Source organism: Hymenobacter convexus (assembly GCF_030580955.1).
Classification (GTDB): Bacteria; Bacteroidota; Bacteroidia; order Cytophagales; family Hymenobacteraceae; genus Hymenobacter.
In genome coordinates, this window is record NZ_JAUQON010000014.1 from 79,618 (window position 1) to 105,897 (window position 26,280).

20 protein-coding genes are annotated in these 26,280 nt (G+C 63.3%); 8 read left to right on the forward strand and 12 right to left on the reverse strand.

Features of this window, described 5'->3' with window-relative positions:
* Positions 1 to 76: 76 nt before the first annotated feature.
* On the forward strand, positions 77 to 496 hold the full coding sequence (locus Q4S41_RS22330; protein WP_305033359.1) for a thiol-disulfide oxidoreductase DCC family protein: 420 nt from the start codon (positions 77 to 79) through the stop codon (positions 494 to 496).
* Between the two features lie 143 nt (positions 497 to 639).
* Here the strand turns inward: Q4S41_RS22330 and Q4S41_RS22335 are convergent, their stop codons facing one another.
* The gene (locus tag Q4S41_RS22335) at positions 640 to 1,911 is read right to left on the reverse strand and encodes a serine hydrolase (protein ID WP_305033360.1); all 1,272 of its coding nucleotides are present in this window, start codon (positions 1,909 to 1,911) and stop codon (positions 640 to 642) included.
* Entirely contained in the window at positions 1,911 to 3,026 is a 1,116-nt protein-coding gene (locus tag Q4S41_RS22340) for a mandelate racemase/muconate lactonizing enzyme family protein (RefSeq protein WP_305033361.1), read from the reverse strand. Before Q4S41_RS22340 ends, Q4S41_RS22335 begins: the two co-directional genes overlap by 1 nt.
* 177 nt (positions 3,027 to 3,203) lie before the next feature.
* On the opposite strand from Q4S41_RS22340, the gene Q4S41_RS22345 reads away from it, so the two are divergent.
* Positions 3,204 to 5,495, forward strand: a complete 2,292-nt coding sequence (locus Q4S41_RS22345; RefSeq protein WP_305033362.1) for an ATP-binding protein — start codon at positions 3,204 to 3,206, stop codon at positions 5,493 to 5,495.
* Positions 5,496 to 5,579: 84 nt separating this feature from the next.
* On the opposite strand, the gene Q4S41_RS22350 is transcribed toward Q4S41_RS22345, so the two are convergent.
* Complete coding sequence (locus Q4S41_RS22350; RefSeq protein ID WP_305033363.1) at positions 5,580 to 6,041, reverse strand: hypothetical protein; 462 nt, start codon at positions 6,039 to 6,041, stop codon at positions 5,580 to 5,582.
* Between the two features lie 193 nt (positions 6,042 to 6,234).
* Complete coding sequence (locus Q4S41_RS22355; protein WP_305033364.1) at positions 6,235 to 6,966, reverse strand: hypothetical protein; 732 nt, start codon at positions 6,964 to 6,966, stop codon at positions 6,235 to 6,237.
* A gap of 375 nt (positions 6,967 to 7,341) precedes the next feature.
* Between Q4S41_RS22355 and Q4S41_RS22360 the strand changes: the two genes are divergently transcribed.
* Entirely contained in the window at positions 7,342 to 8,532 is a 1,191-nt protein-coding gene (locus Q4S41_RS22360; RefSeq protein ID WP_305033365.1) for a DUF1624 domain-containing protein, read from the forward strand.
* A 23-nt stretch (positions 8,533 to 8,555) separates the two neighbouring features.
* Here the strand turns inward: Q4S41_RS22360 and Q4S41_RS22365 are convergent, their stop codons facing one another.
* From Q4S41_RS22365 to Q4S41_RS22375, 3 genes are all read right to left on the reverse strand, one after another.
* Positions 8,556 to 8,942, reverse strand: coding sequence for a hypothetical protein (locus Q4S41_RS22365; RefSeq protein ID WP_305033366.1), 387 nt, complete (start codon positions 8,940 to 8,942; stop codon positions 8,556 to 8,558).
* A gap of 318 nt (positions 8,943 to 9,260) precedes the next feature.
* Entirely contained in the window at positions 9,261 to 9,788 is a 528-nt protein-coding gene (locus Q4S41_RS22370; protein ID WP_305033367.1) for a hypothetical protein, read from the reverse strand.
* 39 nt (positions 9,789 to 9,827) lie between these two features.
* Positions 9,828 to 12,302 (reverse strand): glycoside hydrolase family 31 protein, encoded by a 2,475-nt coding sequence (locus Q4S41_RS22375; RefSeq protein ID WP_305033368.1) that lies wholly within the window; start codon positions 12,300 to 12,302, stop codon positions 9,828 to 9,830.
* 236 nt (positions 12,303 to 12,538) lie between these two features.
* Between Q4S41_RS22375 and Q4S41_RS22380 the strand changes: the two genes are divergently transcribed.
* The 3 genes from Q4S41_RS22380 to Q4S41_RS22390 all read left to right on the forward strand — a co-directional run bounded on the left by Q4S41_RS22380 (position 12,539) and on the right by Q4S41_RS22390 (position 16,605).
* Complete coding sequence (locus Q4S41_RS22380) at positions 12,539 to 13,999, forward strand: glycosyltransferase (protein WP_305033369.1); 1,461 nt, start codon at positions 12,539 to 12,541, stop codon at positions 13,997 to 13,999.
* A gap of 81 nt (positions 14,000 to 14,080) precedes the next feature.
* A complete protein-coding gene (locus tag Q4S41_RS22385) occupies positions 14,081 to 14,551 on the forward strand; it encodes a YdeI/OmpD-associated family protein (protein ID WP_305033370.1) in 471 nt (156 codons plus the stop codon).
* Positions 14,552 to 14,724: 173 nt separating this feature from the next.
* Positions 14,725 to 16,605, forward strand: coding sequence for an alpha-amylase family glycosyl hydrolase (locus tag Q4S41_RS22390; protein ID WP_305033371.1), 1,881 nt, complete (start codon positions 14,725 to 14,727; stop codon positions 16,603 to 16,605).
* Positions 16,606 to 16,820: 215 nt separating this feature from the next.
* Here the strand turns inward: Q4S41_RS22390 and Q4S41_RS22395 are convergent, their stop codons facing one another.
* On the reverse strand, positions 16,821 to 17,429 hold the full coding sequence (locus Q4S41_RS22395; protein WP_305033372.1) for a hypothetical protein: 609 nt from the start codon (positions 17,427 to 17,429) through the stop codon (positions 16,821 to 16,823).
* A 134-nt stretch (positions 17,430 to 17,563) separates the two neighbouring features.
* Positions 17,564 to 19,549: a sensor histidine kinase gene (locus tag Q4S41_RS22400; protein ID WP_305033373.1), complete on the reverse strand. Its 1,986-nt coding sequence runs from the start codon at positions 19,547 to 19,549 to the stop codon at positions 17,564 to 17,566.
* Positions 19,550 to 20,062: 513 nt separating this feature from the next.
* Between Q4S41_RS22400 and Q4S41_RS22405 the strand changes: the two genes are divergently transcribed.
* Positions 20,063 to 20,365, forward strand: coding sequence for a hypothetical protein (locus tag Q4S41_RS22405; RefSeq protein WP_305033374.1), 303 nt, complete (start codon positions 20,063 to 20,065; stop codon positions 20,363 to 20,365).
* Between the two features lie 56 nt (positions 20,366 to 20,421).
* Here Q4S41_RS22405 and Q4S41_RS22410 read toward each other — a convergent pair whose 3' ends face one another.
* Complete coding sequence (locus tag Q4S41_RS22410; RefSeq protein WP_305033375.1) at positions 20,422 to 22,470, reverse strand: alpha amylase C-terminal domain-containing protein; 2,049 nt, start codon at positions 22,468 to 22,470, stop codon at positions 20,422 to 20,424.
* A 277-nt stretch (positions 22,471 to 22,747) separates the two neighbouring features.
* Here Q4S41_RS22410 and ggt point away from each other — a divergent pair, with 277 nt between their 5' ends.
* Positions 22,748 to 24,499 carry a gamma-glutamyltransferase gene (gene ggt, locus Q4S41_RS22415; protein WP_305033376.1) on the forward strand — a complete coding sequence of 584 codons (1,752 nt, stop codon included), beginning with the start codon at positions 22,748 to 22,750 and terminating at the stop codon, positions 24,497 to 24,499.
* 153 nt (positions 24,500 to 24,652) lie between these two features.
* Here ggt and Q4S41_RS22420 read toward each other — a convergent pair whose 3' ends face one another.
* On the reverse strand, positions 24,653 to 25,027 hold the full coding sequence (locus Q4S41_RS22420; RefSeq protein WP_305014096.1) for a hypothetical protein: 375 nt from the start codon (positions 25,025 to 25,027) through the stop codon (positions 24,653 to 24,655).
* Positions 25,028 to 25,153: 126 nt separating this feature from the next.
* Complete coding sequence (locus Q4S41_RS22425) at positions 25,154 to 26,221, reverse strand: NYN domain-containing protein (RefSeq protein WP_305033377.1); 1,068 nt, start codon at positions 26,219 to 26,221, stop codon at positions 25,154 to 25,156.
* Positions 26,222 to 26,280 lie beyond the last annotated feature (59 nt).

Below are 26,280 nucleotides of genomic sequence, written 5' to 3' on the forward strand. Positions count from 1 at the left end.
TTGCACACGAGCTTACCCTGGAAGGCCGAACACACCGGCGCATTCCGGCGTTATGCCCGGGCCAGCGCCCTGCTTTATGCTTCCCTCCTCCCCTCCCGACATCATCTTATTCGACGGCGTGTGCAACCTCTGCAACGGCTTCGTGCAGTTCGTCATTCGCCACGACGCGGCGGGCCGTTTCCGTTTCGCCGCCCTGCAAAGCGAGGCCGGCCGGGCCTTGCTGGCCGCCCACGGGGTGGCGCCCGCTGCCCTCACGGCCGACCCCGACTCGGTGGTGCTGCTCAACGGCGGGCGCCTGTATTCGCACTCCGGCGCGGTGCTGCGCATTGCGCGCGGCCTGGGCGGCATCTGGCGGGTGGCGGCGCTGGCCGAAGTGCTGCCCCGCGCCTGGCGTGATGCCGTCTACCGCTTCGTGGCCCGGCACCGCTACCGCTGGTTTGGGCGCCAGGAAAGCTGCTGGCTGCCCACCCCGGAGCTAAAAGCGCGGTTTCTGTAATAGGTACAGGAAAATATTCTGGCCGTCATGCTGAGCGCAGCCGAAGCATCTCTACCGCGCAAGTAATTAATTAGTATTGAATAGCGATGCTTCGGCTGCGCTCAGCATGACGGCCTGGAAGCGTCGTCCTACCCGCTCTAAGGCTACTTCTGCGCCGCCGTGGCGCGCTGCAGCTCCGCCTCATACACCCGGCGGCCCAGGTCGCGCAGGAAGGGGAAGCCGATGGCGTCGTACTCGTATTTATCGTCGTTCAGCACGCCGTCGGCATTCACGTAGAGCACCGCGCTGAGCAGGAATTCGACGCCGTGGGATTCATCTTGCACGTAGGCGTTGTCGATGAGAAAGCCGTAAGCCTGCCCGATTTTGTTGAACACCCGCACGCCCGGCGGCAGCGCCGCGAGCCCGGCCCCGCCCAGCAGGAATTTGGCGTATGTATCGGGGTAGTGCGCTACGTCGTAGCGCGGGTGCCGGCTCTCGCGCGGCAGCTGCGACATCGCCTCGCGCAGCAGCGCATAATCCTCGGGCGCGAGGCGCAGACGCCGGGCCGGCGGCACGGTTTCGGGAAATAGAATGGCCTGTAGCAGTCGCTGCTGGTCGGGCAGCGAAAAGGCGTTTTTCTGGCTGAAATCGAGCGGGCCGGGCACCACGTTGGCCCCTTTCACATACGCGTTGCCGATGGCTTCGCCCCGCAGGTGCAAGGCCGGCCAGGGCGCGGCGTCATAGCGGGCCGGCAGCTGGTAGAGCATCTGTGTAGCCGCCGTGTCGGCGTAGAAACGGATGGGATTGAGGTGGCGGCTGCCGGGCTCCTGGTCGCCCACCGAGAGGCGGTGCTGCAGGCGGCTGTGGTGCAGACCCAGGCGGGCCAGCTCACGGTTAAGCTCCTCGGGCCCTACGAATTCATAGAGGCGATTAAAGGCGTCATTATCGCTCACCAGCAGCGCCTTGCGGACATAATTGGCCACGGTGGGCCGGCCGCTGGCGCTGCTGGTATCGCGCCACACCCGCGTTTGGCCCGCAAAGGCCGAATCCGTCAGCATGGGCGAATCGGGGTTGAGCGGCGGAATCTGGCCGTGGAAAGCGTACTGCTTCACGCTGTTGATATCGCGCAGTTTCTGCAGGGCCAGCGCGGCGGCGGCCAGCTTCACGGTGCTGGCCGGGTAGAAGTACTCGCGGGGCCGCACCCGATAAGTGGTGGTGCGGAAATGCGGCCGCCCCGCCGCATCGCGCCGAATGCGGGTGTACTGGATTTGCAAACGGTAGTTGTCGGGGCGGGCCAGCACGCGGCCCAGGCCCGCGCTGTCGTGACGCAACACTTGCCGCAGGCCGTTCGGCCGGAATTGCGCCGCGGCGGGGGCGGCCGGGCCCAGCAGGAAACTCAGCCACAGCAGCAGCCGGATGCTCACGCGCGGCCGCATCAGAAATGAACCTGTTCGGCCCGGCGCAGCCAGTCCTCGTCGATGGTGGCGCCCAGGCCGGGGCCGGTGGGCATCTCAATCAGGCCGCCCGGCCCGTAGCGGAAACCGCCCAGCACGGGGTCGTCGGTGAACATGAGCGGGGTGTCGAAATCGCAGTGGTGAATGGCCGGGTTGCTCAGGGCGAGGTGGGCGGCGGCCGTCATGCCCAGCCGCGATTCGAGGAAGCCGCCCACTTGCAGCGTGAGGCCGGCGGCTTCGCCCAGCTTCGCAATCTTCTGGGCCCGGTGGAAGCCGGAAGACTTGCCCAGCTTGATGTTCAGCATCTGGCAGGCCTGCAGCTGGATGAGCCGGGCGGCGTCGTACTCGTCGCCGCAACTTTCGTCGGCCATGATGGGGATGGGCGAGGCGGCCGACACCCGGCTCAGCTCCATGAAATGCTGGCGCAGAATGGGTTCCTCGCAGTGCTCGATGTTGAACTCGGCCAGCGCCTGGAGCACGGCAATGGCGTGGTCGGCCGTGTGCCAGCCCTGGTTGGCATCGATGCGCAACGGGTGTGCCATGCCAATGCCGGCCCGAATGGCGCGAATGCGCGCCACGTCATCGTCCAGGGTCCCGCCCAGCTTCACCTTGATGGCTGGGAAGCCTTCCTCTTGGAAGCGCACGGCGTCGGCCTGCATTTTGGCGGGCGGGCCGAGGCTCACGGTCATGTCGGTGGTGAGGATTTTATCGTTTTTGCCGCCCAGGAATTCGTAGAGCGGCAGGCCGGCGTGCTGGGCCGCGAGGTCGTGCAGGGCAATATCGAAGGCGCTTTTGATGCTGCTGTTGCCGTAGATGATGCGGTCCAGCTCGGCCAGGTTGCCGGCCAGGTCCAGCGCGTCGCGCCCTTGCAGGGCCGGCGCAAAGTACTGGCCCACAATGAAGCAGGTATCGACGCTCTCGCCGTTGATGGTGAGAAAGGGGCTGCACTCGCCGTAGCCCACCAGGCCGCCCGCGGTGCGAATGACGACCACAATGTTTTCGACCGCCGTAAGCGGGCCGAGCGAAATGATGAAGGGCTCTTTCAGCGGTACGAGCAGCTTGTAGATACCGATGGTTTGGATGACGGTGCCGGGCATGGATGGGTGGGAAGGCTAAGCCGCAAATGACGCACAAGCGCGGCACTTCACCAATCCATCGGGGCGAATGGCGCTTTCCTTTTATAAGGCTGCGGGGCGGGTTCCGTCCAAACGGATACTCTTTCAATCCTAACCTATTAGTATGTAGGTTTGTCAATTGTCTGCTTACTGCTCTTTATGGCCACTCGTCTACTGCGCTTCGCTCCACTTTTCTGCCTGCTGGTGCTGCTGGGCCACGGGCCGCTGGCCGCCCAAACCCCGATGGCGGCCTCGTTCCGGTACTGGGACGCCCCGCCCGATTCGCTACGCAAAGTGCTGGCCGGGCAGCACTCCGACACGGCCCGCCTGCGTACCCTGCTGCACCTCGTCGACCTGACGTTTGAGGATGGCACGAACGGCGCCGAGGTGCAGGAGCTGGCCGCCTTAACGGCCCGGCTGAAACGCCCCGAGCGCACGGCCTATGCCCATGTGCTGGCCGGGGTCCGGCTAGCCGCCGCGCAGCCCGCCGCCGCGCTCGACACCCTGAAAGTGGCGTTGGCCGCGTTCGATTCCCTCGGCCGGTCCGTGCCCCAGCTGGTGGTCAACCTGCGCCAGTACTACAACCGCCTGAACCAGCCGGAGGCCCGGCGGGCCTTCTACGAGGCGCGGCTGGCTTACTACCTGAAGCGGGGCGATTTGCACAGCGCCGCCGCCTGCTACCACGGGCTGGGCGGCTACTACGTTTCGCGCGGCGACTACAACCAGGCGGTGAGCAATTACCTGCGCTCCGCCGATGGGTTTCGGCGCTTCAGCACCGGGTGGTACTTCAATGAGCTGCAGGTGGTGGGCGCCAACTATGCCCTGTGGGGCAACTTCTCAAAGTCCCTGCAATACCTGCGGCTGGCCTTGCGGGTGCCGCACCGCAACCAATCCACCTCCTTTATCTACCGGAGCATTGCCGCCATTTCCCTGCACGACAAAAACTACCCGGCGGCCTGGCGCTACGCCGACAGCGCCCTGGTGGCCCAGAAATCGAACCCCATCGAAGTACTGTCGGACCGTGCCTACGGGCTGCTGCTGAAAAGCACGATACTGCTGGCCCAACACCGGACGGACGAAGCAGGCCCGCTGTTGGAGCAGGCACAGCAGATAGCCGATTCCCTGCAGATGCCGCTGAACAGCCCGCAGGGGGCCTTTGAGCTGGATGCTACCTGGGCCCGCTACTACGCCGCCCTGGGCCAGCCGGCCCGGGCCGCACAGCGCTGGAAAGCAGCCCTGCGCCAGTCCCTCATCAGCCAGAGCCGGCCCCTGCGCCTGGCCTACCTGCGCGAGCTGGCCCGCTGCTACCGGCAGCAGGGGCAGGCCGGGCCGGCGGCCGACTTCGCTCTGGCCGCCGTGGCCCTGGCCGATACCCTGGAAACCAACCAGGGCAACTTCCACGTGGCCCAGTACGAAGCCGAGCAGGCCGACCGCGCCCAAACGGCCCGCATTGCCGGCCTGCGCCAAACCCAGCTGCGCGACGAAGCCCGGGCCCGGCAGCAACGCCTCGTGTCGTGGGTGTTGCTGGGTGGGGTGGCGGGGCTGCTGGGCCTGGCCGCCGTGCTCTACTTCGCCTTCCGCCGCTCCGAGCGCCTGGGCCAGCTGGTGAGCCGCCAGAAACAGGACCTGCAAATCCAGCGCGACCAGCTCAACAACTCGCTCACGGAGCTGCGCACTACGCAGGCCCAGCTCATTCAGCGCGAGAAGATGGCCAGCCTGGGCGAGCTCACGGCCGGCATTGCCCACGAGATTCAAAACCCGCTCAACTTCGTGAACAACTTTGCCGATGTGAGCGCCGAGTTGGTGGCCGAGCTGCAGGAAGCCCAGGCCGTGGGCGACACCGTGGAAGTGGAAGCCCTGGCCGGCGACGTGGCCCAGAACCTGACCAAAATCTGCCACCACGGCCGCCGGGCCGCCGCCATCGTGCGCGGCATGCTGGACCACTCGCGCACCAGCGCCGGCGAGCGCGCCCCCGCCGACCTCAACCGCCTCGCCGACGAGTACCTGCGGCTGGCCTACCAGGGCCTGCGCGCCGCCGACAAATCCTTCAACGCCACCCTCGAAACCGACCTCGCCCCCGCCCTGCCGCGGGTGCCCGTGGTGGCCACCGACCTGGGCCGGGTACTGCTCAACCTGTTCGGCAACGCTTTCTACGCCGTGCGCCAGCGCCAGCAGGCCGGTGAGGCCGGCTACGCGCCCACCGTGCGCGTGCGCACCCGGCAAGTGGGCAGCCAGCTCGAAATCCGGGTGCAGGACAACGGCACGGGCATGCCTGCCGATGTGCTGGCCAAGATTTTCCAGCCCTTCTTCACTACCAAGCCCACCGGCCAGGGCACGGGCCTGGGCCTCTCGCTGAGCTACGACATCGTGACTCAGGGCCACGGCGGCACCCTCACCGCAGAAAGCCAGCCCGGGCAGGGCAGCGAGTTCGTCATCTCGCTGCCGCTTTAGCAACGGGTCGATTTATTGGGCAACAGCCTTTAACCCTTGAAGTGAAGCCGGGCGAAGATGTGGAAATAAACGAAACCCGTTGTTTTAAGGATGCTGAAAGTACACTGCCTCGTCGGATAGCCCATGCGCAATGGTTTCGAGCAACGACCAGGCCTCGGCTACATAGTCGAGATTCTGGAAGGCAACGTGGCTGAATGCTGAGTAGTAAAGCGGGCTTATAAAGGACGAAAGGGGCCGGCTGACCACGCCCGACAACAACGCGGCGTGCCCCATCACCGTCACCTGAAACGTAGCGGCGCACCTGCAGCCATGCAGCGGCTGGGGCTCGGTCGTTAGCTGCAGCGTGGTTTGGTCGCGGGAGCTTATCAGGTAGCCCTGTTGCAGCAACACCCGGGCCACCCGCTCCAGCAGCACGGCGCCGCTGTCAGGCATGGCCACGGCGATAACGTTGACGCCCTCCTCGTGCGCTGGGACCTTGTGCGCGGCAAGGTGCTGGGCCCGCGCGGGTAGGTACAGGAGCAGCAAAACTACCAAAAGCCTTTTCATTGCAGCGTCTATTGGTAATCACGCGCCACCCAAGGCGTGTAGCTTTCAAGGCTCTATTCGTTCTTGCCGCCCGGCTTTATTCATTTACCTTGAATGAATACTGGACATGAGGCGTAACGTTTGGCCGCAAACACTATTGCCGTAGAGGCAAAAATTTTGCGGGTTACCGGCCCATCCAGCGCGAAAAACCGCGCTACAAGTAGCTGGTGCGCCCGGGCCGACTGCCGAAGCGGTAGCGGAAGCTGGCCCCGGCCATGGGCACCAGCGCCGCTTCATACGGCGCGGCGCCGCTGCTGTAGCAGCGCTGGTTGAGGGCGGCTTCTACCACGATTTCGGCGCCTGGCCCTACGGCCACTGCCCCGGCCACCCCCGCCGTGGCGTAGAGGCTGGTGGTGCGCTGGCGGCTGGCGGTTTCGAGCAAGGGCTGGCCGGGCAGCGCGGTGGCTTCCTGCGTATCGAACTGCTGCCATTGGGGCGTGGCGCCGGCAAAGGCTTCGAGCCGCCACTGCGGGGCCAGCTGCCAGCCCGGGCTGAAGCGCACCAGCACCGGCACGGCCCCAAACCGCCCGCTGAAGCGGCCCGTGCCCGTGGGCATGCCCGGGCCGCCGGGGCCCGTCACGCCGGGAATAATATCGTACGAATGCCCAAACCCGCCCAGGTTGAGGCCCACCTGCGCGGCCCACCGGTCGTTGAAGCGCACGCCCGCGAAAGCGGCCAGCAGGTCCCAGTCCATGGTTTGGTCGCGCGCGGCCAGTTCGCGCCAATAAACCGGCATGGCGGCCTGCAGGCCCACGTATACATGCGGCCGGCTGCTGCGGGTGGCCTGGTAGCGGGTGAACTCCTGGTCGGGCGCGGCCGGCTTGGTTTGGGCAAAGGCGGCGCCGGGCAAGGCCAGGGCCAGCAACAGGGAGTAGCGTTGACGCATAATGAGGCTGAAAAAGAATAGTTTGGTGCTTAAATATAAGAACTTACAGGCAATTTAGGAGGCGTTATCCTTCCGAAAAAGTACAACCCTGGGCCACACTTGGGCCAAGTGAGAAACGGAGGAAAATGACCACAAAACGTCATGCTGAGCGCAGCCGAAGCATCTCTACTGCAGTAGTAAATGAATTACTTGTGCGGTAGAGATGCTTCGGCTGCGCTCAGCATGACTCGGAAAACGATTTTCTCAACTGGCTTTTACACCCGTGCCCTCTAGCAGCGGACGCGGCTCAGGCAAAGTGCGCGCTGCATCCCATATTTGCCGAACGCCTGCCGGGCCAACTCATTCTGCTCCAGCTCACTTTAATCCCACCCGTCGATGTCTTCCAATGCTACCCTTGCGGCGCCGGCCGTGCTGCCCCGCGCCGCCACGCCCCGCGTGCAGGCCCTCGACGTGGTGCGGGGCCTGGTGATGGTCATCATGGCCCTCGACCACACCCGCGATTTCTGGAGCCCCTTCCCGGTGCGTCCCGAAGACGTGGCCCACGCCCCGGCGCTGCTGTTTCTCACGCGCTGGGTCACGCACTTCTGCGCGCCCACGTTTGTGTTTTTGTCGGGCTGCAGCGTGTATTTGTATGAGCAGAAGCGACAGGATGGGGCGGCCGTGAGTTGGTTTCTGCTCACGCGGGGGCTGTGGCTCATTTTCCTGGAAGTAGTCCTGCTCACCTTCGTCATCAGTTGGAGCCACGACCTGCTGTTGCTGCTCGTGATTTATGTTATCGGGGCGGGCCTGGTGCTGCTGGCGGGGCTACGCTGGCTGCCACGCTGGGCGCTGGCGGCGCTGGCGGCGGCCATCGTGTTCGGCCACAACCTGGTGCCCAACATCGCGCCCGTGACGCCGGCCAACGCCGGGTGGGCGCTGCTCTGCAACGGGCCGTTTGTGCTGCCGTTGCTGGGCAAGCCGGCGCTGGTGGGCTATTCGCTGGGGCCGTGGCTGGGGGTGCTGCTGGCCGGCTACGTGCTGGGGCCGTGGTTTAGGCTGCCGCTGCCGGCGCGCAACCGGCGCCTGCGCTGGGCCGGGGCCGGTCTGCTGGTGCTTTTCCTGGTGCTGCGGGCCACCAACTGGTACGGCGACCCGCAGCCCTGGAGCGCGCAGCCGCAGGGCCCGCTGCACACGGCGCTCTCGTTTCTAAACGTCACAAAGTCGCCGCCGTCGCTGCTCTTCGTCAGCCTCACGCTGGGCGTGTCGCTGCTGCTGCTCAGCTGGGCCGAAACGGCCACCGGCGGGCTGGCGCGGATACTGCGCACGTTTGGGCAGGTGCCGTTTTTCTACTACATCGGGCACTTTTCGCTCCTCAGCCTCACGGCCTGGGCGTGGACAACGGTGGCTTTTGGCAAAGCCATCAACCTGGCCTTTGCCGACGTGAAGGACTGGCCCGCCGGCTACGTGCCCAGCCTGGCCCGGGCCTACCTGGTGTGGGCCACAGTGGTGGTGCTGATGTACTGGCCGTGCCGCTGGTACCAGCGCTTCAAGCAAACCCACACGTACTGGTGGCTGGCGTATTTGTAAGCGAGGCGGCGGATACCCGGAATTCAGCGGGTTCGATGGCCGTTTTTTAGCACAGTGAAGGAGGTATAGCAAAATATTCTTGCCGGGTCAGGTCGACCTCTCGTCAGGTATCGCGCGGTCATGAATCTCGCCGGAACTCCTTTCCCCAGCTTGAAATATCCCTTTACACGAAGCTGAAGTGGAATATTATTCCCGTCCCACAAGTCATCAGCTTCTGCAAGAGTCGCCTTGTTTCTTTCCAGATAGATGTATTCCGGGTATTTCACGAATGACTTCGTATTAATAACCCATTGGGTACACGTACATCCAACGGCGCCATAAGACACAACAAGCGTCGATGCAGGCTCTTTTTTGGTGGCCCCGAAAAAGGCGGCGCTCCACAAGCCGGCCAGGACAGTAATTGCGTTCATCGTATTGTCTGAAAGGAACAATCAGGAATCTCAAGCGGCCACAGTAGCCGAAGCAACCGCCTTATCTACCCTCGCCGGCGCCGTTTCCCGCGTGGCTTTGGTTATTTGAGCCGCGGGCAAACACTCCAAAGTATTTTCAGCAGCAATTAGGTCCGCTCTGTTATTACTCAGTACGCGGGTTATGACGATGCCGGAAGCGTCCGCCGCTTTGAATCTGCCCCAGTCGAAAGGGCAAAGTAGGCAGGAACGAAACAGGACACTCCGTGGAGTGCCCTGTTTTGGTTTTTTAGGTGCTCACTACATCAGTAAACAACTCCCTTAAACAAACCTTTCCTTTTGGCAAAACCACTTCCACCACATTTGCCACAGGACTAATCCTATTCGCCACGGCCACCGCTGCCAGTTGCTATGAAATCTGGTTTTATGTGACATAAGCGAAACATAGGGTGGAATAGGTATTGCAACATGAAATGGCGGGTACCCCTCTCGCTCATGGTAGATATCTGAAATATCTTGACGCAAACGTCGGTCAATAAATAGCTCCAAGGTAGCCTTCTTGAATGTAGCATCGCAAACAGAAATGTTGACGTATGCCGGCACCTTTTGCGCTACCCATAACCGCTCTACTACTTCTGCGGCTGTTAGATGCTGCCCTATTTCCTGCTTCCGAGCCTGAAAACGCTCCCATTCAAACAAACTCAAATAAGGAGCCTCGTCATTGAGATTATCTGGCCGAATGACGAAGTCTACAGTATCAGAAATTCTGTTCCAGCATAGTTGTCTGGTCAAAGACAATGTTGACTGGACAGCTGCTTGAAGATTGATTGCAAATTGCTCTTTCTGCATAAGCTTTTGGCGGCATAGCGAAACACGTTATCAAATGCCTTACACAACCGCCACTTTCTCCTTCTCCGCCACTGGCGGCACCACGCGCACGCGCACCTCACCGAAGCCGACCGGCACCACGAGGCTGGGCAACTTCAAGCCTGTTTCCAGGGTGGCTTCCGTTACCTGGGCGGCCTGGCCGTCGGTGGTGACTTCGATGGGGCCGGCCACGCCGTGCAGCACCACGCGGTAGGTGGCGTAGCTGGGCTGGAAATCGCCTTCAATGGCCTGGGTGATAACCAAATCGGTGGGCGAGCCCGCCACGGTGAAGCGGCGCAGGGTGCGCTGGCCTTCCTGGTAGCCGTAGCCTTCGCCGCCGTCGTCGTAGAGCACGCTTTCGAGGGTGCCGTTTTTGTAGTAGACGTGCAGGGTGAGCTCGTCGATGACTTTTTCACCCACATATTGCAGCACGGGCTGCATGGGCAGCACGGCGCCGGCCTTCACGAAAAGCGGGATGCGGGTGAGGTCGGCGGTGGCCCAGACTTCGGCGCCGCCGCTGGTGGGCGCGTCGGTCCAGTAGTAGAACCAGTCGCCGCGGGGCAGGTACATCCAGCGGCCCTCGGCGCCGGGCTGGGTGATGGGGCACACCAGCAGGTTGTCGCCGAGGCCGAATTCGGCCATGCGCAGGTAGGTTTCGGTGTCGTTCTGGTCGAGGAAGGTGAGCGGGCGCAGCATGGGCGTGCCGGTCGTGGCGTACTGCCAGAACGTGGTGTACATATAGGGCAGCAGGCGGTAGCGCAGTTCGATGAAGTGGCGGGCCAGGTCGGTCACCTCGTCGCCAAAGCTCCAGGGCTCCTGGTCGCCGTGGTCGCCGGAGCTGTGGGTGCGGAAGAAGGGGTGGAAGGCGCCCAGCGCAATCCAGCGGGCGTAGAGCTCGGGCGTGGGCGTGTCCACGAAGCCGCCGATGTCGCTCCCGATGAAGCTGAAGCCCGAGATGCTCAGGCGCTGGCACTGGATGTTGGCCAGCCAGAGGTGCTCCCAGGAGGCGATGTTGTCGCCGGTCCAGCCCGAGGAGTAGCGCTGGCCGCCCGAGTAGGTGCTGCGCGTGATGGTGAAGGGCCGGTTGGGGTAGCAGAACTGCTTCACGCCGTCGTTGGTGGCGCGAGCCATCTGCATACCGTAAATGTTGTGCGCCTTCTGGTGCGAGGCCCAGTGGCCATCGTAGTGGAAGCGCACATCGGGCGGGAAGGTGCCTTTTTCAAACACCGCCGGCTCGTTCATGTCATTCCAAACGCCTTTCACGCCAATGTCCTGGATGAGTTCTTTGAACAAGCCGGCCCACCAGGTGCGCACCTCGGGGTTGGTGAAATCGGGGAAGTTGCAGAGGCCGGGCCAGACGGAACCCTTCATCAGCGGGCCGTCGGCGCGGCGGCAGAAGTAGTCGTTGGCAATGGCCTCCTGGTACACCGAGTAGTCGGGGTCAATTTTAATGCCCGGGTCGATGATGACCACCAACTTGAAGCCATCGTCGCTCAGCTCCTGCACCAGGCGCTTGGGCTCAGGGAAGTGCGCCTTGCTCCAGGTGAAGCAGCGGTAGCCCTCCATGTAGTCGATATCCAGGTAGATAGCGTCGCAGGGAATCTTGCGGTCGCGCAGGCCGCTCGTGATTTCCTTCACGTTGCTCTCGGGGAAGTAGCTCCACTTGCACTGGTGGTAGCCCAGCGTCCAGAGGGGCGGCAGCTCGGGCGGGCAGGTGAGCAGGGTGTATTCCTGGGTCACCTCCATCAGCGTGGGGCCGTAGATGAAGTAGTAGTTCAGCTCGCCGCCCTGCGCCCAGAAGCTGGTCACGTCGGCGCGCTCGGCCGCGAAGTCGAAGCTGGCCCGGAAGGTGTTGTCGAAGAAAATGCCGTGGGCAATTTTCTGGTGCAGCACGTGGTAGAACGGAATGTTCTTGTACAGCGGGTCGGAGCCCTTGGTGTAGCCGTAAGTATCAGACCCCCAGTTGGTGAAGCGCTTGCCGCGCAGGTTCATGTTGTCGGGCTTGTCGCCGAGGCCGTAGTAGTGCACGCCGGGCGGCACCTGCTTGCTCATCTTCACGATGTCGTTGCCCGAGTCGTAGTCGTACTCCCAGTGGAAGCCCTTTTCGTCGTCCGAGAGAATGGTACCGGAGCGGTCGAGCACGCGGGTTTTCAGCGTTTCCTTCTGAATAATGCAGATGAGGCGGGCCGTGGTGAGGCGGTAGTGGTCGGGCTTCTCGCGGAATTCGACCACGGCCGGCGCCAGCCGGGTGGTGGCATCGGCCGGCACGGCGTAGGAAAAATCCGAGTTCAGCGGCCCGTCGGTGAGGTAGCGGAAGCGTAGGATTTTGTCGCTGAGCACGTGCAGCAGCAAGCGCACGCCGTTTTGGCAAGTGAAGAGGAAGCGGTTGTGGTCGAGGGTATCGGCGCGCAGCACGGCGCCGGGGTATTGTTCCTGGTGGCTTTTGGCCGCCAGGTCATTCACCATGTAATTGTTCTCCTGAATGGTCGTATCCATAGATTTATGCGAAGCAAAAAGGCGCGGCCGGGCCGGGCAAAAAAAGACCGGCCCGGCCGGTGCGAAAAGCGTTAAGTACGCAAGATACTTTTTCCGGGCCGGCTGCGGCCGAAATTTTCGCCCGGCGCAGATTTTTCGCCGATATATGGGTTGGCGTGCGTAGCATTGGCAACTGATAGCGCGCCGCGCCGCCGCCACCCCTCCCACCGGCCCGGTTTCGCCCCCTCCAGCTGCCCATGACCCCGTCCGATTTCTCCGTTCTGCTGCTCGCCTGGGACGATGCCGACCCCAGCGTGGCCGTGTTCGGCGGGGCGGCCCTGCCCCCCACCCTGCCCCTGGTCTACCACCTCGCCACCGAGCAGCCCGTGCTGGCCGTGTACCCGCACCTGCCCGAGGAAACCAGTACCAGCCTAAACCCCGAATTTGGTGCGGAATCTCCTTCGCCTGGCTTCATTGCGCCAGCCAGCGCCCCGGCAGAATACGCCCCCGCCCGCCCTGAAACCGTCGCGGCCAGCGCCCCCGCGACCACATCAGAAACGGCAGCAATCACAGAAACTGAGGCCGTAGCAACAACTGCCGAAGCTACCCTCGCCCCTGGCGCTTCCGGCATCCGGCGCCTCACGGTGGTGGCCAGCGGCACCGCGTCGGCGTTCACGTCCGTGCTAGTTGGACTCGAAGACCGCGCCGCCGCCGGCCCGGCCGAAATAAAAGCCACTTTGCCCGCGCCCAAAATCCCGGTCGCGCCGGCCAATAGCCCCGCCCGCAGCCAGTGGCCTACCGGCGCCCATGCTCCGCAGCATCTGTCCTGGTCGGCGCCGGCCGTGCCCTACCTCGGCGCCACGGCGCCGGCCGGGCCGCCGGTGCGGCTGCCCGTGCCGCCGCTCATCCCCGCGCCCATCATCCGCGAAGCGGCCGACCTGGCCCAGGCCGCGTTGAGCTGGCCCACCGGCTTCAGCCCGCTGGCCGCGCCGGTGGCGCGGGTTCCGGTTGCGGAAGCTGGCGCGGAGGAAGCAGCAATGACCGGAGAGACCGGGGTAGCCGATGAACTCGAAGCGGTTGAAGCAGTCGAAACCGGAGCGTCTGAGGCCCTAACTGCCCCGCCAGAAGCCCACATTCAGCCGGCAGTTTTCGAAGAAACAACGGGAGAAATTGGGGCAGCCGAAGCCAACGACTTGTCGGCCCCGGAAGATGATTTAACGCTGGACACGCCTGCAGAAGCGGCTCCCGCCGATGAGGCACCCGAGACACCTACTCAGAACACTGCGCCGCTTACTTCAGCGCCGGCGCCGGTCCTTGCGGCACGCACACCATCTTTGGATGGCCTGAATTCCCGCATGATTCAGTATGCCCGCCAGGCAGCGCAGCTGGTACAGGGCCGCTCCGATTTCGGGGTGATTTATGCGCCCAGTTGGCCGGCGTGGCTGGCCGCGCTCGAAATCCGCAACAGCTCGCGCCGGCCGCTGGTGCTGTATGCCGCCAGCCTGGCCGTCGACTTTGCCTGCCCTGCCGAGCGCGGCTGGCTGCTGGAAGTGGAGCGCATGACGCTGCGCCGGGCCCACCTCGTACTGGTGCCTACCGAGCAGGTGCGCCAGCAGCTGCGCGCCGCCTACGGCGCCGATACCGGCGAAGTGCGCGTGGTACCCGCCGACGATGAGGAAGTCCTGCGGACGCTATTGCACGAGCTGGCTGCTGGCTGAGCCGGGCGGGGCGGCTTGGGAGGAATGGGTTTTCTTTGTGCCCATCAACCCATTTTGACCACCCTTAAACCCCGATTCCGCATGCAGCCCGAACACGAATTCGAAGCCGTTTTAGAAGCAGCCGGCGACACGGGCGGCGTGTTTGTTGTGATTCCCTTTTCGGTGGCTGAGGTATACGGCAAGCGCGGCCAGCTGCCGGTGCACGTCACCTTCGACGGCTACCCCTACCAAGGCAGCGCCGTGCCGCTCGGCGACGGCCACCACGCCCTGCTCCTGCTCAAGCAAATCCGCAAAGCCATTGATAAAACCATTGGCGACACCGTGCGCGTGACCATGCGCCACGACACGGCCGTGCGCAAGATGGAAGCCCCCGCCGACCTGGCCGAACAGCTCGCCGCCAATCCCAAAGCCGCCGCCTACTTCGACAAGCTGGCCTACACCCACCAGCGCGAGTTCGTGCGCTGGCTGGAAGGCGCCAAGCGCCCCGAAACCCGCGCTAAGCGCCTGGCCGAAACCCTGGAGCTGCTGGGCCAGGGTCGCAAGCGCCCGTAGCGCGCTTGGCGTTCTTAAAAGGTGGTCATGCAGAGCGCAGCGAAGCATCTTGCCCGCCACCACTAACCCGGACGATTGGTTTACCTGCTGCGGGCAAGATGCTTCGCTGCGCTCTGCATGACGTTCTAAATTGTTGATTATTCCTGCCACTGGTTTCCCACCCAACCTCTCCCATGAAAAAAAGCTGCCTGTTGCTCCTCTTGCTACTCCCGCTGTTGGGCACCGCCCAAACCGTGCGCATCGACCGCGTGAACCCCACTAACTGGTGGGTGGGCATGAAAAACCCCAACGTGCAGCTCATCGTGCACGGCCCCGGCGCGGGCACGTTGGCCTACACCGTGAATTATCCGGGGGTGAAGCTGGTGAAAACCAACACGGTGGAGAACCCAAATTATGCTTTTCTCGACCTCACCATTGCCGCAACCGCCAAGCCCGGCCGGGTGCAGCTGGTGGGCAAAAAGGGCAGCCAGACCGTGACGCAAAGCTGGGAATTAAAGGCACGCGACAACGCACCCAAAGGCCAGGGCGTGACGGCGGCCGACTTTATTTACCTGGCCATGCCCGACCGGTTTGCCAACGGCGACCCCAGCAACGACAAATTTGTGGATATGCGCGACCCGAACATGGACCGCGCCAACCCCTTCTTCCGCCACGGTGGCGACCTGGCGGGCGCGGCCCAGCGCATTCCCTACCTCAAAGAGCTGGGCGTGACGGCCGTGTGGTTTACGCCGGTGCTCGAAAACAACCAGCCGCTCACCAGCGAGGGCGGCACCATGCGCGCTTCTTACCACGGCTACGGCTTCACGGACCAGTACAACGTGGACAAGCGCTTCGGCGGCAACGCCGCTTACAAAAGCTACGTGCAGCAGGCCCACTCCGCCGGCCTGAAGGTGGTGCAGGACGCCGTGTACAACCACGTGGGCAACACCCACTGGACGGTGCAGGACCTGCCCATGAAAAGCTGGCTGCACCAGTGGCCCACCTACACCAACACCACCTACCGCTACACCCCCATCACCGACCCACACGCGGCCCAGGTTGACCGCAAAATCACCCTCGACGGCTGGTTCGTGCCCTTCCTCCCGGACCTCAACCAGCAGAACCCCTACGTGGCCAATTACCTGATTGAAAATGCCATCTGGAGCGTGGAAAATTTCGGCATCGATGCCTGGCGTATCGACACCTACCTGTATAATGACCAGCCGTTTATGAACCGCTGCAACGCGGCGCTGCTGGCCGAGTACCCGCGCCTGCACATCTTCGGCGAGTCGGCGGTGACCAACAGCATCGACCAAGCCTACTACACGCGCAGCAAGATTGATTTTCCCTTCAAATCGAACCAGCCCGGCGCGCTCGATTTCGTGCTGGAGGGCGCCCTGCTGGCCGGCCTGAAGGAAGTGGGCACGCCCGCCGCCACCGGCTGGGACGGCGGCGCCCAGCACGTGTACCAAACCCTGGCCCAGGACGTGGTGTACCAGGATGCGACCAAGCTCGTCACCTTCCTCGACAACCACGACCACAACCGCTTCCTGTCCGAAATCGGCGACGACCTCGACAAGTATAAGATGGGCCTGACCTGGCTGCTCACCACCCGCGGCATCCCCAGCATGTACTACGGCACCGAAATTCTGATGAAGAATTTCAAAGACCCCACCGACGCCGAGGTGCGCAGGGATTTCCCCGGCGGCTGGTCCGATGACAAGGACAACAAGTTCACCGCCGCCGGCCGCTCGGCCCGCGAAAACGAGGCCTTCGACTTCGTGAAGAAACTTGCCACCTACCGCCGCGACCACAAAGTGCTGCACACCGGCAAGCTGATGCAGTACCTGCCCGAAAACGGCCTCTACGTGTACTTCCGCTACGACGCGACGGGCACGGTACTGGTGGCCTCGAATACTACCGACAAAGCAGCGTCGCTGCCCACCGCCCGCTTCTCGGAGCGCATGGCGGGCTTCAGCAAAGCCCGCAACGTGCTCACGGGCGAGAGCCTGAGCAGCCTGGCAACGCTGCAGCTGCCCGCCAAAACGGCAGTGGTATTAGAGCTGCTAAAGTAGAGGTTAGGCGGCCGTGCGACCAACCACCCGGAGCAGACTAAACCGCCCAACATGGCGGCCGAAGCCGGCCATTCAGGGTTTACGAAACTCACTTCAGGGATGAGTTTCGTAAACCCTGAATGGTGAACCAGTTTACTGAACTTTATCCGGGCTGTGGATACCGTTCGAAATGCTTACAAGCCTCTGTAGAACATGGTTTGCGAAAACGAGCAAATTCATAGACTCAGGGGCAGACCTGTAGATTGCGCATATTCACTGATGGCTTTGTGTAAGGCATCAAAGTCTGCATTCATTTTTCGAATAATGGACGCATCTTCTGCCTCGTAACCTGCCGGATTCAGGTGATGATACATGGCTTTTAAGCCTCGCTTACCTGTCTCCACCTGGATGGCCGTAACGACCCACTCGGGCTTGGCAGCGGGCAGGACAGATGACGGCTGCTCTGCGGGGCCACTGTACTCATACCGCGGGTATTTTGGGTAGCGAAACACCTGGGCAAAATAGCGGGCATACTCGTGGCGGAGCCGCCGATTGGTGACAGGCTGTTCCGCGTAGGCAATCAGGGAATCGGGCAGGCTGTCACGAATGACAAAGGCTTTGAGCGCAAGGTGTTTGCCTTTCGTGTAGAGGTACACGACCTGGGTCTGCTTTTGCCCGTTTACCACGACCGATTCGCGGTAATCTAAGCGCCTGTTCGGGCCTTTTTCCCGGATGGAGTTGGCGAGGAAAGTGTCGTAGTCCAGCGCTCGAACGAGCGCCGTTTGTGCAGAGCAGCCTAGGCTGCAGCACAGCAGCAAGGCCGTGAAGGGGGCGCTAGTTTTCATTTCGCAGGTCAAAGCAGGTTAGTTTAGTGAAAGGGTAGTATAAATCAACGCGCTATTGCCAAGCCTCCTCTACCATTACAATCTAGTTCGGCAACCATAGTCACTAACTAGAGCTTCCCAGCCCTAGCCACCGTTTACGCCCGGCCCAGGCGGACGCGGAACGTGGCGCCCTGGCCGGGCTGGCTGGCTACAGTGATGCTGCCGCCGTGGGCCTGCACGATGCGGTTGACGAGGTAGAGGCCCACGCCCGAGCCCGACGTGTGGGTGTGCAGCCGCCGGAACAGGTGAAACAGCTCGTCGCCGTGCTTTTCCGCGTCGAAGCCAAGGCCGTTGTCTTGCACCACCAGCACGGGCTGCCCCTCTTCAACCCATACCGAAACGTGAATGCGGGCCGGCCGGGCCGGGTCGGCGTATTTGAGCGAATTGCCCAGCAGGTTGAGCAGGATGGTGCGCAGGTTGGCCCGGGCGAAAGCCACCGTGGGCCGGGCCTCGAAATCGACCGTGATGCGGGCCCGGACGGCCCGCACCTGGGGTTCGAGCGTGTTCACCACTTCCTCCATGAGGTCGGCCAGCGGCACTTCTTCCGAAAGCGAGGTTTCGCTGATTTGCTGGGCCTGGCCGAGCGCAGCCAGGTCGTCGATGGTGAGGCCGAGCTGCTGCAGGGCGTCCTGAATCAGGGGCACGAGCAGTTCCTCCTCGGCCGGGTCGGCGAAGCTGACGCTGCGGCGCAGCTCTTCAAACAGGCCCGCGAGGTTGTTGACGGGCTGCTTGAGGTCGTGGCTGGCGGCGTACACGAAGTTGTCGAGGTCCTGGTTGGTGCGCGTCAGGCGCTCGTTGGCCTGCTTGAGCTCGGTGATGTCGATGGCCGAGCCCACGTAGCCGTACAGGTCGCCGTTGGGGTAGAAGCTGGGCGCGCCCTGGGCCAGCAGCCAGCGGTACTGGCCGTCGTGGCGGCGCATGCGATGTTCCAGCACGTACAGGCTGCGGGTCCGGATGGCGTTTTCCAGCGTGTTCTGGGCCCGCTTCAACTCTTCCGCGGGCAAGTAGGCTGCCCAGCCCGTGGCCACGTACTGTTCCAAGGGCACGCCTACGAAGTCCAAGAAAGCTTGGTTGGCGTAGCGAATTGTGCTGTCCGGGTTCACGGCCCACACCTGGTTGGGTGCGGCGTCGGCCAGGATGCGGAAGCGGGCTTCGCTTTCCTGCAGGGCGGCCGTGCGCTCCAGCACCCGGGTTTCCAGCTCCTGGTTCAGTTGTTCTACCTGCTGGCGGGCCCGCACCGCGTCGGTCACATCGTAAGAGAAATCGAGCACGCCGGTTACCTGACCCTGGCCGTCGTGCAGGGCCAGAAAAAAGCAGTCGTAGTACATCTGTTCCAACTGGCCGGTACGCTCAAAATCGACCTGCAGCGGAAACCCGGTGGCCCGGAAGGATTCGCCGGTGCGGTACACCCGTTCGAGAATTTCGAGGACGCCGTGGTCGGCCAGCTCGGGCCAAACCGCCCGCATGGGCTGGCCCAACAGCTCGCGCCCGTTGGCCGCGCGCCGGTAGCTGGGATTGACGAACGTGACCACCTGGTCGGGGCCCTCGTGCACGGCCACCTGGGCGGGCAGCTGCATGAGCATGTCGTAAAACCGCTGGCGCTGAATTTCAGCTTCGGCGCGGGCCGCTTTTTCGGCGGCCTGGGCTTCGCGCAGGGCCACTTCCACGGGCGAGCGGGGCTGGTCGGAAGTGTCGGTGAAGCTCACCCACAGGCCGTCGCCGGAGCGGCGCGCGGCCAGGCGGTAGTAGTTGTCGTAGCCGTCGAGCTGGTAGTTGATGTTGTATTCGCGCGGCTCGCCGCTCACGTAGGCATCGACATGGAAGCCAAACGTGCCCTGCTGGCGGCTGTGGGGCCACTGCTGGTTGTGCGTCAGGGTGGGCACTTCGGGCATGCGCATCATGCGCTGGGCCGCCGGATTGAGGTAAACGAAGGTGAAATCGACAATCTCGCCCGAGCCGGCCGGGTCGTAAATCGGCGTGTAATAGATAATGCCCGTCATCGACACGGCCAGCAGGTCGCCCAGCACGTTTTCGGCATCAAGGGCACGGAGAGGCAGCGGAACCGGCGTAGAGGGAGGCATAGAGCGAAGCAAGCGCGGGGAGAAAAAGGCGTGCCGCCGGGACACGAAAAAGCGTCGGAGCGCGAAGGCAGGCTTTGTAGGACGCTTCCGGCCGCGCTTTTCAGAACAATGAGCGGAAGCTGATTACCACTCCGCCATTAATAGTTGGCCAGCGGCACGTAGCCCCATTCAAAAGTAGCTCGCCGGCAAAAATCTCCTGCCATTTCTCCAAAGAGAAGGCCACTCGAGCCATCATCTTGACTGAACTGCAAACACCACTTGCTACCGGAACACCCGGCTCAGCAGAAACAGGTTGAGCTGATATGGCCCGCCAAAACCGCCACGGGCTGGCGCTGCGCATGTAGCAGAAGACTGCTTAACAACTTGAGCAAAGGGTATCGCCTAAAGCGACCTGAGCATTAGAATACCAACGCGTGTTTGGCCTCAAACCAAAGGTCAGAACAAAAACTTAAGCCATATACTTTGCATTACAAAGTTCTTTATATAAATTTAAGCTCCTAAATCCTTGCCCAAATGGAAACGAAAGCGTTTAGCGTTGTCACATCTATCTCAATGGGGCTCGCGCTCACGGTGGCATTGCTCAGCCTTATTGGCATTGCAATCACGGGGTTTTATCCGGGGATTATCGTGCTGTGGCTGGTGGCCCTGATTCCAATTGCGTCAAAGGCTTACGCCAAGCGGAACAGTAAAAAACTCACTGCTTTTCAAGCCAATAATTACACGGCGCTTACCGTCATCAATGTGCTTTCAATCCTGGTGGTGCTATGGATGACCTTTGTCATCGTGCATGACCGTGTGCTCCAGGACTGCTGCTGATTCCGTGCTGCGCCACCCCGACAAGTTTCGACACCGGAGCGGCGGCCAGCAGCTGCTTACTGCTTGGCCAGCACCAGCGCCACCCGGCTCGGCAGGTACAGGCTGAGCTGGTGCTCATACGTCTCGTATTCAAATGCCTCGTCGGGCCGGTCGAAACCGCCGAAACGGGCGTTGTCAGACGACAAAGCCACGCGGTATTTCCCTTCATCCGTCACCCAGAAGCGGTAGTCGGTGAGGCTCTTCTCCACATTTAAATTCACGATGAACACCAGCCCGCCGCGCTCGAAGGCCAGCACCTGGTTTTCCTCGTCGTGCTTGAGCAGCGTGGCCGGGCCGGCGGCCAGCAGGTGCCGGGCTTTGGCCAGGTGAATCAGGGCCTTGTCGAACTCGCCCAGTTGGTGGAATTTCAGGTCGGGGTTGTCGCCCAGGCTCCACTGGCGGCGGGCAAACTGGTAGCTCCAGCCGTTGCCCTCGCGGGGGAAATCGACCCATTCGGGATGGCCGAACTCGTTGCCGATGAAATTGAGGTAGCCCTCGCCGCCGGCCGCCAGCGTGAGCAGCCGAATGATTTTGTGCAGCGCCAAGGCCCGCGCCGCGCCGGGGTCACCGTCCGTAATGTGCATGTGGGCGTAGATTCCAGCATCGAAGAGCCAGTGCGACAAGGTTTTGTCGCCCACCAAGGCCTGGTCGTGGCTTTCGGCGTAGGCAATGGTTTTCTCGCCGGCCCGGCGGTTGGTGAGGGTGTACCACAGCTCGCCGAGGGGCCAGTGTTCGTCGGGCGTGTGCTTGAGCAGCTTAATCCAATAGTCCGGGATGCCCATGGCCAGGCGGTAGTCGAAGCCCACTCCGCCTTCCTTGATGGGGCGGCACAGGCCGGGCAGGCCGCTCATGTCCTCGGCCACTAGCAAAGAGCCCTTTTTGAACTCGTGGGCCAGCGTGGTGGCCAGTTGCAGGTAGAGAATGGCGTCCTCATCAGCCGCCGGGCCGAAATAATTGTCGTAGCCCACAAAGGCCACGCCCTCGCCGTGGTGGTGGTAGAGCATGCTCGTCACGCCATCGAAGCGGAAGCCGTCGAAGTGGAATTCTTCGAGCCAGTAGCGCACGTTGCTCAGCAGAAACTGCTGCACTTCGGGCCGGCCGTAGTCGAAGAGCTTGGAGTCCCAGCCGGGGTGGTTGCCGCGCTCGCCTTTGTGGAAGTAGAGGTTGCCCGAGCCGTCGAAATCGGCCAGGCCCTCGGCCTCGTTTTTCACGGCGTGCGAATGCACCACATCCAGCAGCACCGCGATGCCGCGCCGGTGCGCTTCGTTGATGAGAAACTTGAGGTCCTCGGGCGTGCCGAAGCGCGAGCTGGCCGCAAACAAATTGGCCACGTGGTAGCCGAACGAGCCGTAGTACGGGTGCTCCTGCACGGCCATCAGTTGGATGGTATTGTAGCCGTCGGCCTCAATGCGGGGCAGGATGTTTTCGGCAAATTCGCGGTAGGTGCCTACGCGACCTTCTTCGGCGGCCATGCCCACGTGGGCCTCGTAAATGAGCGGCTCCTTCACGGCCGTGGCGGTTCGGAACTTCTGGTCGGTCCAGACAAAGGGCGTTTCGGGGCGCCAGATTTGGCCGGCGAAATCCTTGGTTCCCTCGTCCTGCACGGCGCGGCGCAGGGTGGCGGGCAGGCGGTCCTTGCCCTGGCCGTTGGCCACCACGTGCACCTTGAAGCGGCTGCCGTGGGCAAGGCGCTGGTCATACTCGGCATCGGGCAGAAACGCTTCCCACACCCCAAAATCCAGCTTTTGCAGCGGGTTGGCGCCCCGGTCCCAGCCGTTGAAATCGCCCACCAGCGCCAAATACTCAGCCCCCGGCGCCCACTCCCGGTACACCCAGCCGCCGCGGCCGGCGTCGTGGTTCAGGCCCAGCTGCTGGTGGGCGGTGGCGTAGTTCAGCAGCGAGCCGTGGTACTGCTCAATTTCGGCCAGCCGGGCCTGCAGGCGGGCCTGCCGCTGGCGTAGCACGGGCTCGAAGGGTGCCAGCCAGCCGTCGTTCCTGACGAGGGCCAGCGGCGCGGGCTTGCGGGTTTTGACGGCGGCGGGAGCGGTGGTTTTCGACTTAGCCATAGATGCGGAGGTTTAGGTCAAATGTAAGGCGATGCTCGATTGAATTAGAAATAAGCAAGCCGAAGCTTCTGTCATCCTGAGCGGAGGGAAAGACCTTCTCCCGTTCGCACTCAATTGCTCAGCCGTGAGAAGGTACTTCGCTGCGCTCAGGATGACGGGCGCGAGGTTCTGCCTAAACAAGTCCCTTCGCTGCGCTCAAAACGACGGCCGTCGCCATTTCCCCCGCCTTCATCGCCTGCGGCATTGCCCACCAGCATTAAAGCCGTTATTTTGCTCCATGTTGAAACGTTTACTTGCGATTCCGTTGGCGCTGCTGCTGGCTTGTTCGGCCGAGCGTCCCGTCACGTCTACTTCACGCGCCTTCGAGGGCTCGCTGGGCACGCCCATCCCCAAGGCGGCGGCGCCCAAGCTGGCGCGGTACGCCATGGTGGTATCGGCGCATCCAGAGGCGTCGCGCATTGGCACTCAGATTCTACAGCGCGGCGGCAATGCCTACGACGCGGCCGTGGCCGTGCAGTTTGCCCTCTCAGTAGTACTGCCCGTGGCCGGGAACATTGGCGGCGGCGGCTTCCTGCTCTACCGCGACCGCAACGGCTCGGCCGGCTCGCTCGATTTCCGCGAAACGGCCCCCCAGGCCGCCTCGCGCGACATGTACCTCGACAAAGCCGGCAACGTGGTGCCCGGCCTGAGCACCGCCGGCCCGCTGGCCGTGGGCACGCCCGGCACCGTGGCCGGCATGGCCACGCTGCACAAGCAGCTCGGCAAGCTTTCGTGGCCCACGCTGCTGCAGCCGGCCATTATGTTGGCTACCAAAGGCTTCGCCCTCACCACCAAAGAAGCCGCCGCCCTGAACCGCACGCGCGCTGATTTTGAGAAGTATAACCCCGGCAACCCGCCCGCCTACGTGCGCCCCGGCGGCGGCGAGTGGCAGCCCGGCGACACCCTGCGCCTGCCCGAGCTGGCCCGCACCCTCACCCGCATCCGCGACCAAGGCCGCGCCGGCTTCTACCGCGGCGAAACCGCCCGCCTGCTGCTGGCCGAAATGAAGCGCAGCGGCGGCCTCGTGAGCCAGGCCGACCTCGACGGCTACCGCGCCAAGTGGCGCGAGCCCCTGCGCGGCCGCTACCGCGACTACGACGTCATCACGATGCCGCCGCCCAGCTCCGGCGGCGTGGCACTGCTGCAAATGCTGCAAATGCTGGAGCCCGTCGACCTGGCCCAGGCCGGCTACCACACGCCCCTGGCCGTGCACTACCTCACCGAAGCCGAGCGCCGCGCCTACGCCGACCGCGCCACCTACCTCGGCGACCCGGACTTCGGTTTCGTGCCCACCCAGAAGCTGCTCGACGTGGACTACAACAAGCAGCGGGCCGCCTCCATGCGCCCCAAAGGCCGCGCCACCGCCAGCGCCGACCTGACCGCCGGCGCCAACCTGCCGGGCTATGAAAGCAACGAGACCACCCACTACAGCATCGTCGATGCCCTCGGCAACGCCGTGAGCTGCACCACGACGCTCAACGGCGCCTACGGCAGCAAAGTGGTGGTGCCCGGCGCCGGCTTCATCCTCAACAACGAGATGGACGACTTCTCGGCCAAGGCCGGCGTGCCCAACGCCTACGGCCTGGTGGGCGGCACCGCCAACGCCATCGCGCCCGGCAAGCGCATGCTCAGCAGCATGACGCCCACCATTCTCACCCGCAACGGCCGCGTGGCCCTCGTGACGGGCACACCCGGCGGCAGCACCATCATTACCAGCGTGTTGCAGAGCATCATCGGCATTGTCGACTACGGCCTGAACGCCCAGCAAGTCGTCACGGCGCCGCGCCTGCACCACCAGTGGCTGCCCGACGTGCTCGACGTGGAGGCCGGCGCCCTGCTGCCCGCCGCCCAGGACACGCTGCGCGCCCGCGGCTACCACCCCCAGCCCCACCTGCCCTGGGGCCGCCTCGACATCATCCACGTGCTGCCCGACGGTACCCTGGAAGGCGGCGCCGACCCGCGTGGCGACGACACGGCGCTGGGGTATTAAGGAGGAGAGTAAATAAAGCAGAACGTCATGCTGAGCGCAGTCGAAGCATCTCTACCGCGTAAGTAAATAATTACTATTGCGGTAGAGATGCTTCGACTGCGCTCAGCATGACGTTCTGCTTTGTTAGCTGAGCCCATTCGGCTCAACCGATACTTAGTGGGCAGCCGTGACCGGCACGCGGGCGATGTGGCGCAGGTTGCCGGCGGCGGAAATCAGCTTCTGGCTGATTTCGCGGGCTTTGTCACCTTCGCCGCTGAAGTTGTGGGTGGTGAGGGCCGACTGGGCGGTGAGCTCGCCCAGGGTCTGGAAGGCTTCGGCCATGCCGGCGGCGTTGTTGCCCTCGATGTGGCGGCGCAGGGTTTGCAGCTCGGCCACGATGGGGCGCAGCACGGGCTGGTCGATGGCGCTCAGGTGGTTAATCCAGTTGTCAATCTGGTTGAAGCCCGCGCCGGGGTCGTTCTGGAAGCCGTTGCCAATGGCGGCAAACAGGGTTTGGATGCTGGATTCTACTTCGGAAATGAAGCTCATGGAAACGAGAATTGGGGAATGAGAGAATAAACCGGAACCGGCCGACGCGGCGCGAACGCCACTGGCACGCCGAACTGGCCCAGCAAAAGGGCTTTGTTCGACGCCCAAAGATAACCGGGCGGGCGGCTAGTTTTCCTCGCCCGGGTGCAGGGCCTGCACATCGGGGTGGTTGTAGTTGACCACGATGACGGAAAACGGGTGGGGCTCGCCTTCGCGCTTCTCGATGCGGATGGTGCCGGCGTCGCGCAGGTGGTTGAGCAAGTCGCGGCGCTCGTAGTCGGGCAACTCGGGCAGCTCGTCGGTGAGCAGGCGCATAAACGGCCCCAGCCACAGTTCCGGCACCCGGCGCTGCTGCTTGGCTTCCAGCTTTTGAAACTCGTTGAGAATAAAGGCCAGCGTGCGCCGCTCCACATCGCGCGCCAGCGGGCGAATGGGCGCAAAATCCGGCACCTCCTCGCTGAAGCGGGACGTGGTCGGGCGGGCCGCGGCGGGCACAATGGGCCGCGGGGCCCCGACGGCCGGCACCGGCGCCACCTGCGGTCCCTTGAATGTGCCGGCGGCATCTCGGGCAGCAAGGGCAGCAGCTGAGGGCACACCCACCGTGCCCTGCTCGCGCAGGCGGCGGCTTTCTTCCTGCAGGCGCAGGCGGTCGGCGCGGCGCTTTTCGAGCTGTTCCACGCGCTCGGCGCCGAGCAGGTCGCGGGCGTCCATAAACTGAGCGGAGCCGATGTTCTGCAGCAAATCGCCGGACACGGACTCGCGGAAGCCGGCCACCAGCACCTGGCGGGCCTGACGGCGCAGATGCTGTAGCACCGGGATGTAGTCCCGGTCGCCGGCCACGAGCACGAAGGTGCCGATGTCGGGGCGGGTGTACATTACCTCCAGCGCGTCGATGCATAGCTGCATGTCGGCGGCGTTTTTATGGTCGGTGCCCAGTACGTTGCGGGTGCTCACGCCCATCAGGTAGAGGGCGCCCTGGGGCGCGGTGGCAAGGCGCTCAAAATCGGCGTATGCGTAGCTGATGAGGCTGTCGAGGCCTTTGCCGCTCAGTTCTTCCCGCAGGGAGCGGATGATGTCGAGGCAGATGTCGTTGAGGTCGGGCGGGTCATGAAAGTGATTCTTGAGAAAATAATAAACATTCTCAAAATCAATAAAAACGGCGGCGTACGGGGACGTGGGCGACTTAGGCGTCATATAGCAAAGGTAATATCTACCAGATTGGGAAAACGTCCCGGTCTGGGCTTTATAGTTCA

Bases quoted from the DNA above. Each gene is read 5' to 3' on its own strand.
- ggt (WP_305033376.1), top strand. From the start codon at position 22,748: ATGTTGAAACGTTTACTTGCGATTCCGTTGGCGCTGCTGCTGGCTTGT.
- Q4S41_RS22375 (WP_305033368.1), bottom strand. From the start codon at position 12,302: ATGGATACGACCATTCAGGAGAACAATTACATGGTGAATGACCTGGCG.
- Q4S41_RS22420 (WP_305014096.1), bottom strand. From the start codon at position 25,027: ATGAGCTTCATTTCCGAAGTAGAATCCAGCATCCAAACCCTGTTTGCC.
- Q4S41_RS22425 (WP_305033377.1), bottom strand. From the start codon at position 26,221: ATGACGCCTAAGTCGCCCACGTCCCCGTACGCCGCCGTTTTTATTGAT.
- Q4S41_RS22350 (WP_305033363.1), bottom strand. From the start codon at position 6,041: ATGAAAAGGCTTTTGGTAGTTTTGCTGCTCCTGTACCTACCCGCGCGG.
- Q4S41_RS22365 (WP_305033366.1), bottom strand. From the start codon at position 8,942: ATGAACGCAATTACTGTCCTGGCCGGCTTGTGGAGCGCCGCCTTTTTC.
- Q4S41_RS22380 (WP_305033369.1), top strand. From the start codon at position 12,539: ATGACCCCGTCCGATTTCTCCGTTCTGCTGCTCGCCTGGGACGATGCC.
- Q4S41_RS22370 (WP_305033367.1), bottom strand. From the start codon at position 9,788: ATGCAGAAAGAGCAATTTGCAATCAATCTTCAAGCAGCTGTCCAGTCA.
- Q4S41_RS22410 (WP_305033375.1), bottom strand. From the start codon at position 22,470: ATGGCTAAGTCGAAAACCACCGCTCCCGCCGCCGTCAAAACCCGCAAG.
- Q4S41_RS22400 (WP_305033373.1), bottom strand. From the start codon at position 19,549: ATGCCTCCCTCTACGCCGGTTCCGCTGCCTCTCCGTGCCCTTGATGCC.
- Q4S41_RS22355 (WP_305033364.1), bottom strand. From the start codon at position 6,966: ATGCGTCAACGCTACTCCCTGTTGCTGGCCCTGGCCTTGCCCGGCGCC.
- Q4S41_RS22385 (WP_305033370.1), top strand. From the start codon at position 14,081: ATGCAGCCCGAACACGAATTCGAAGCCGTTTTAGAAGCAGCCGGCGAC.
- Q4S41_RS22340 (WP_305033361.1), bottom strand. From the start codon at position 3,026: ATGCCCGGCACCGTCATCCAAACCATCGGTATCTACAAGCTGCTCGTA.
- Q4S41_RS22395 (WP_305033372.1), bottom strand. From the start codon at position 17,429: ATGAAAACTAGCGCCCCCTTCACGGCCTTGCTGCTGTGCTGCAGCCTA.
- Q4S41_RS22360 (WP_305033365.1), top strand. From the start codon at position 7,342: ATGTCTTCCAATGCTACCCTTGCGGCGCCGGCCGTGCTGCCCCGCGCC.
- Q4S41_RS22405 (WP_305033374.1), top strand. From the start codon at position 20,063: ATGGAAACGAAAGCGTTTAGCGTTGTCACATCTATCTCAATGGGGCTC.
- Q4S41_RS22345 (WP_305033362.1), top strand. From the start codon at position 3,204: ATGGCCACTCGTCTACTGCGCTTCGCTCCACTTTTCTGCCTGCTGGTG.
- Q4S41_RS22390 (WP_305033371.1), top strand. From the start codon at position 14,725: ATGAAAAAAAGCTGCCTGTTGCTCCTCTTGCTACTCCCGCTGTTGGGC.
- Q4S41_RS22335 (WP_305033360.1), bottom strand. From the start codon at position 1,911: ATGCGGCCGCGCGTGAGCATCCGGCTGCTGCTGTGGCTGAGTTTCCTG.
- Q4S41_RS22330 (WP_305033359.1), top strand. From the start codon at position 77: ATGCTTCCCTCCTCCCCTCCCGACATCATCTTATTCGACGGCGTGTGC.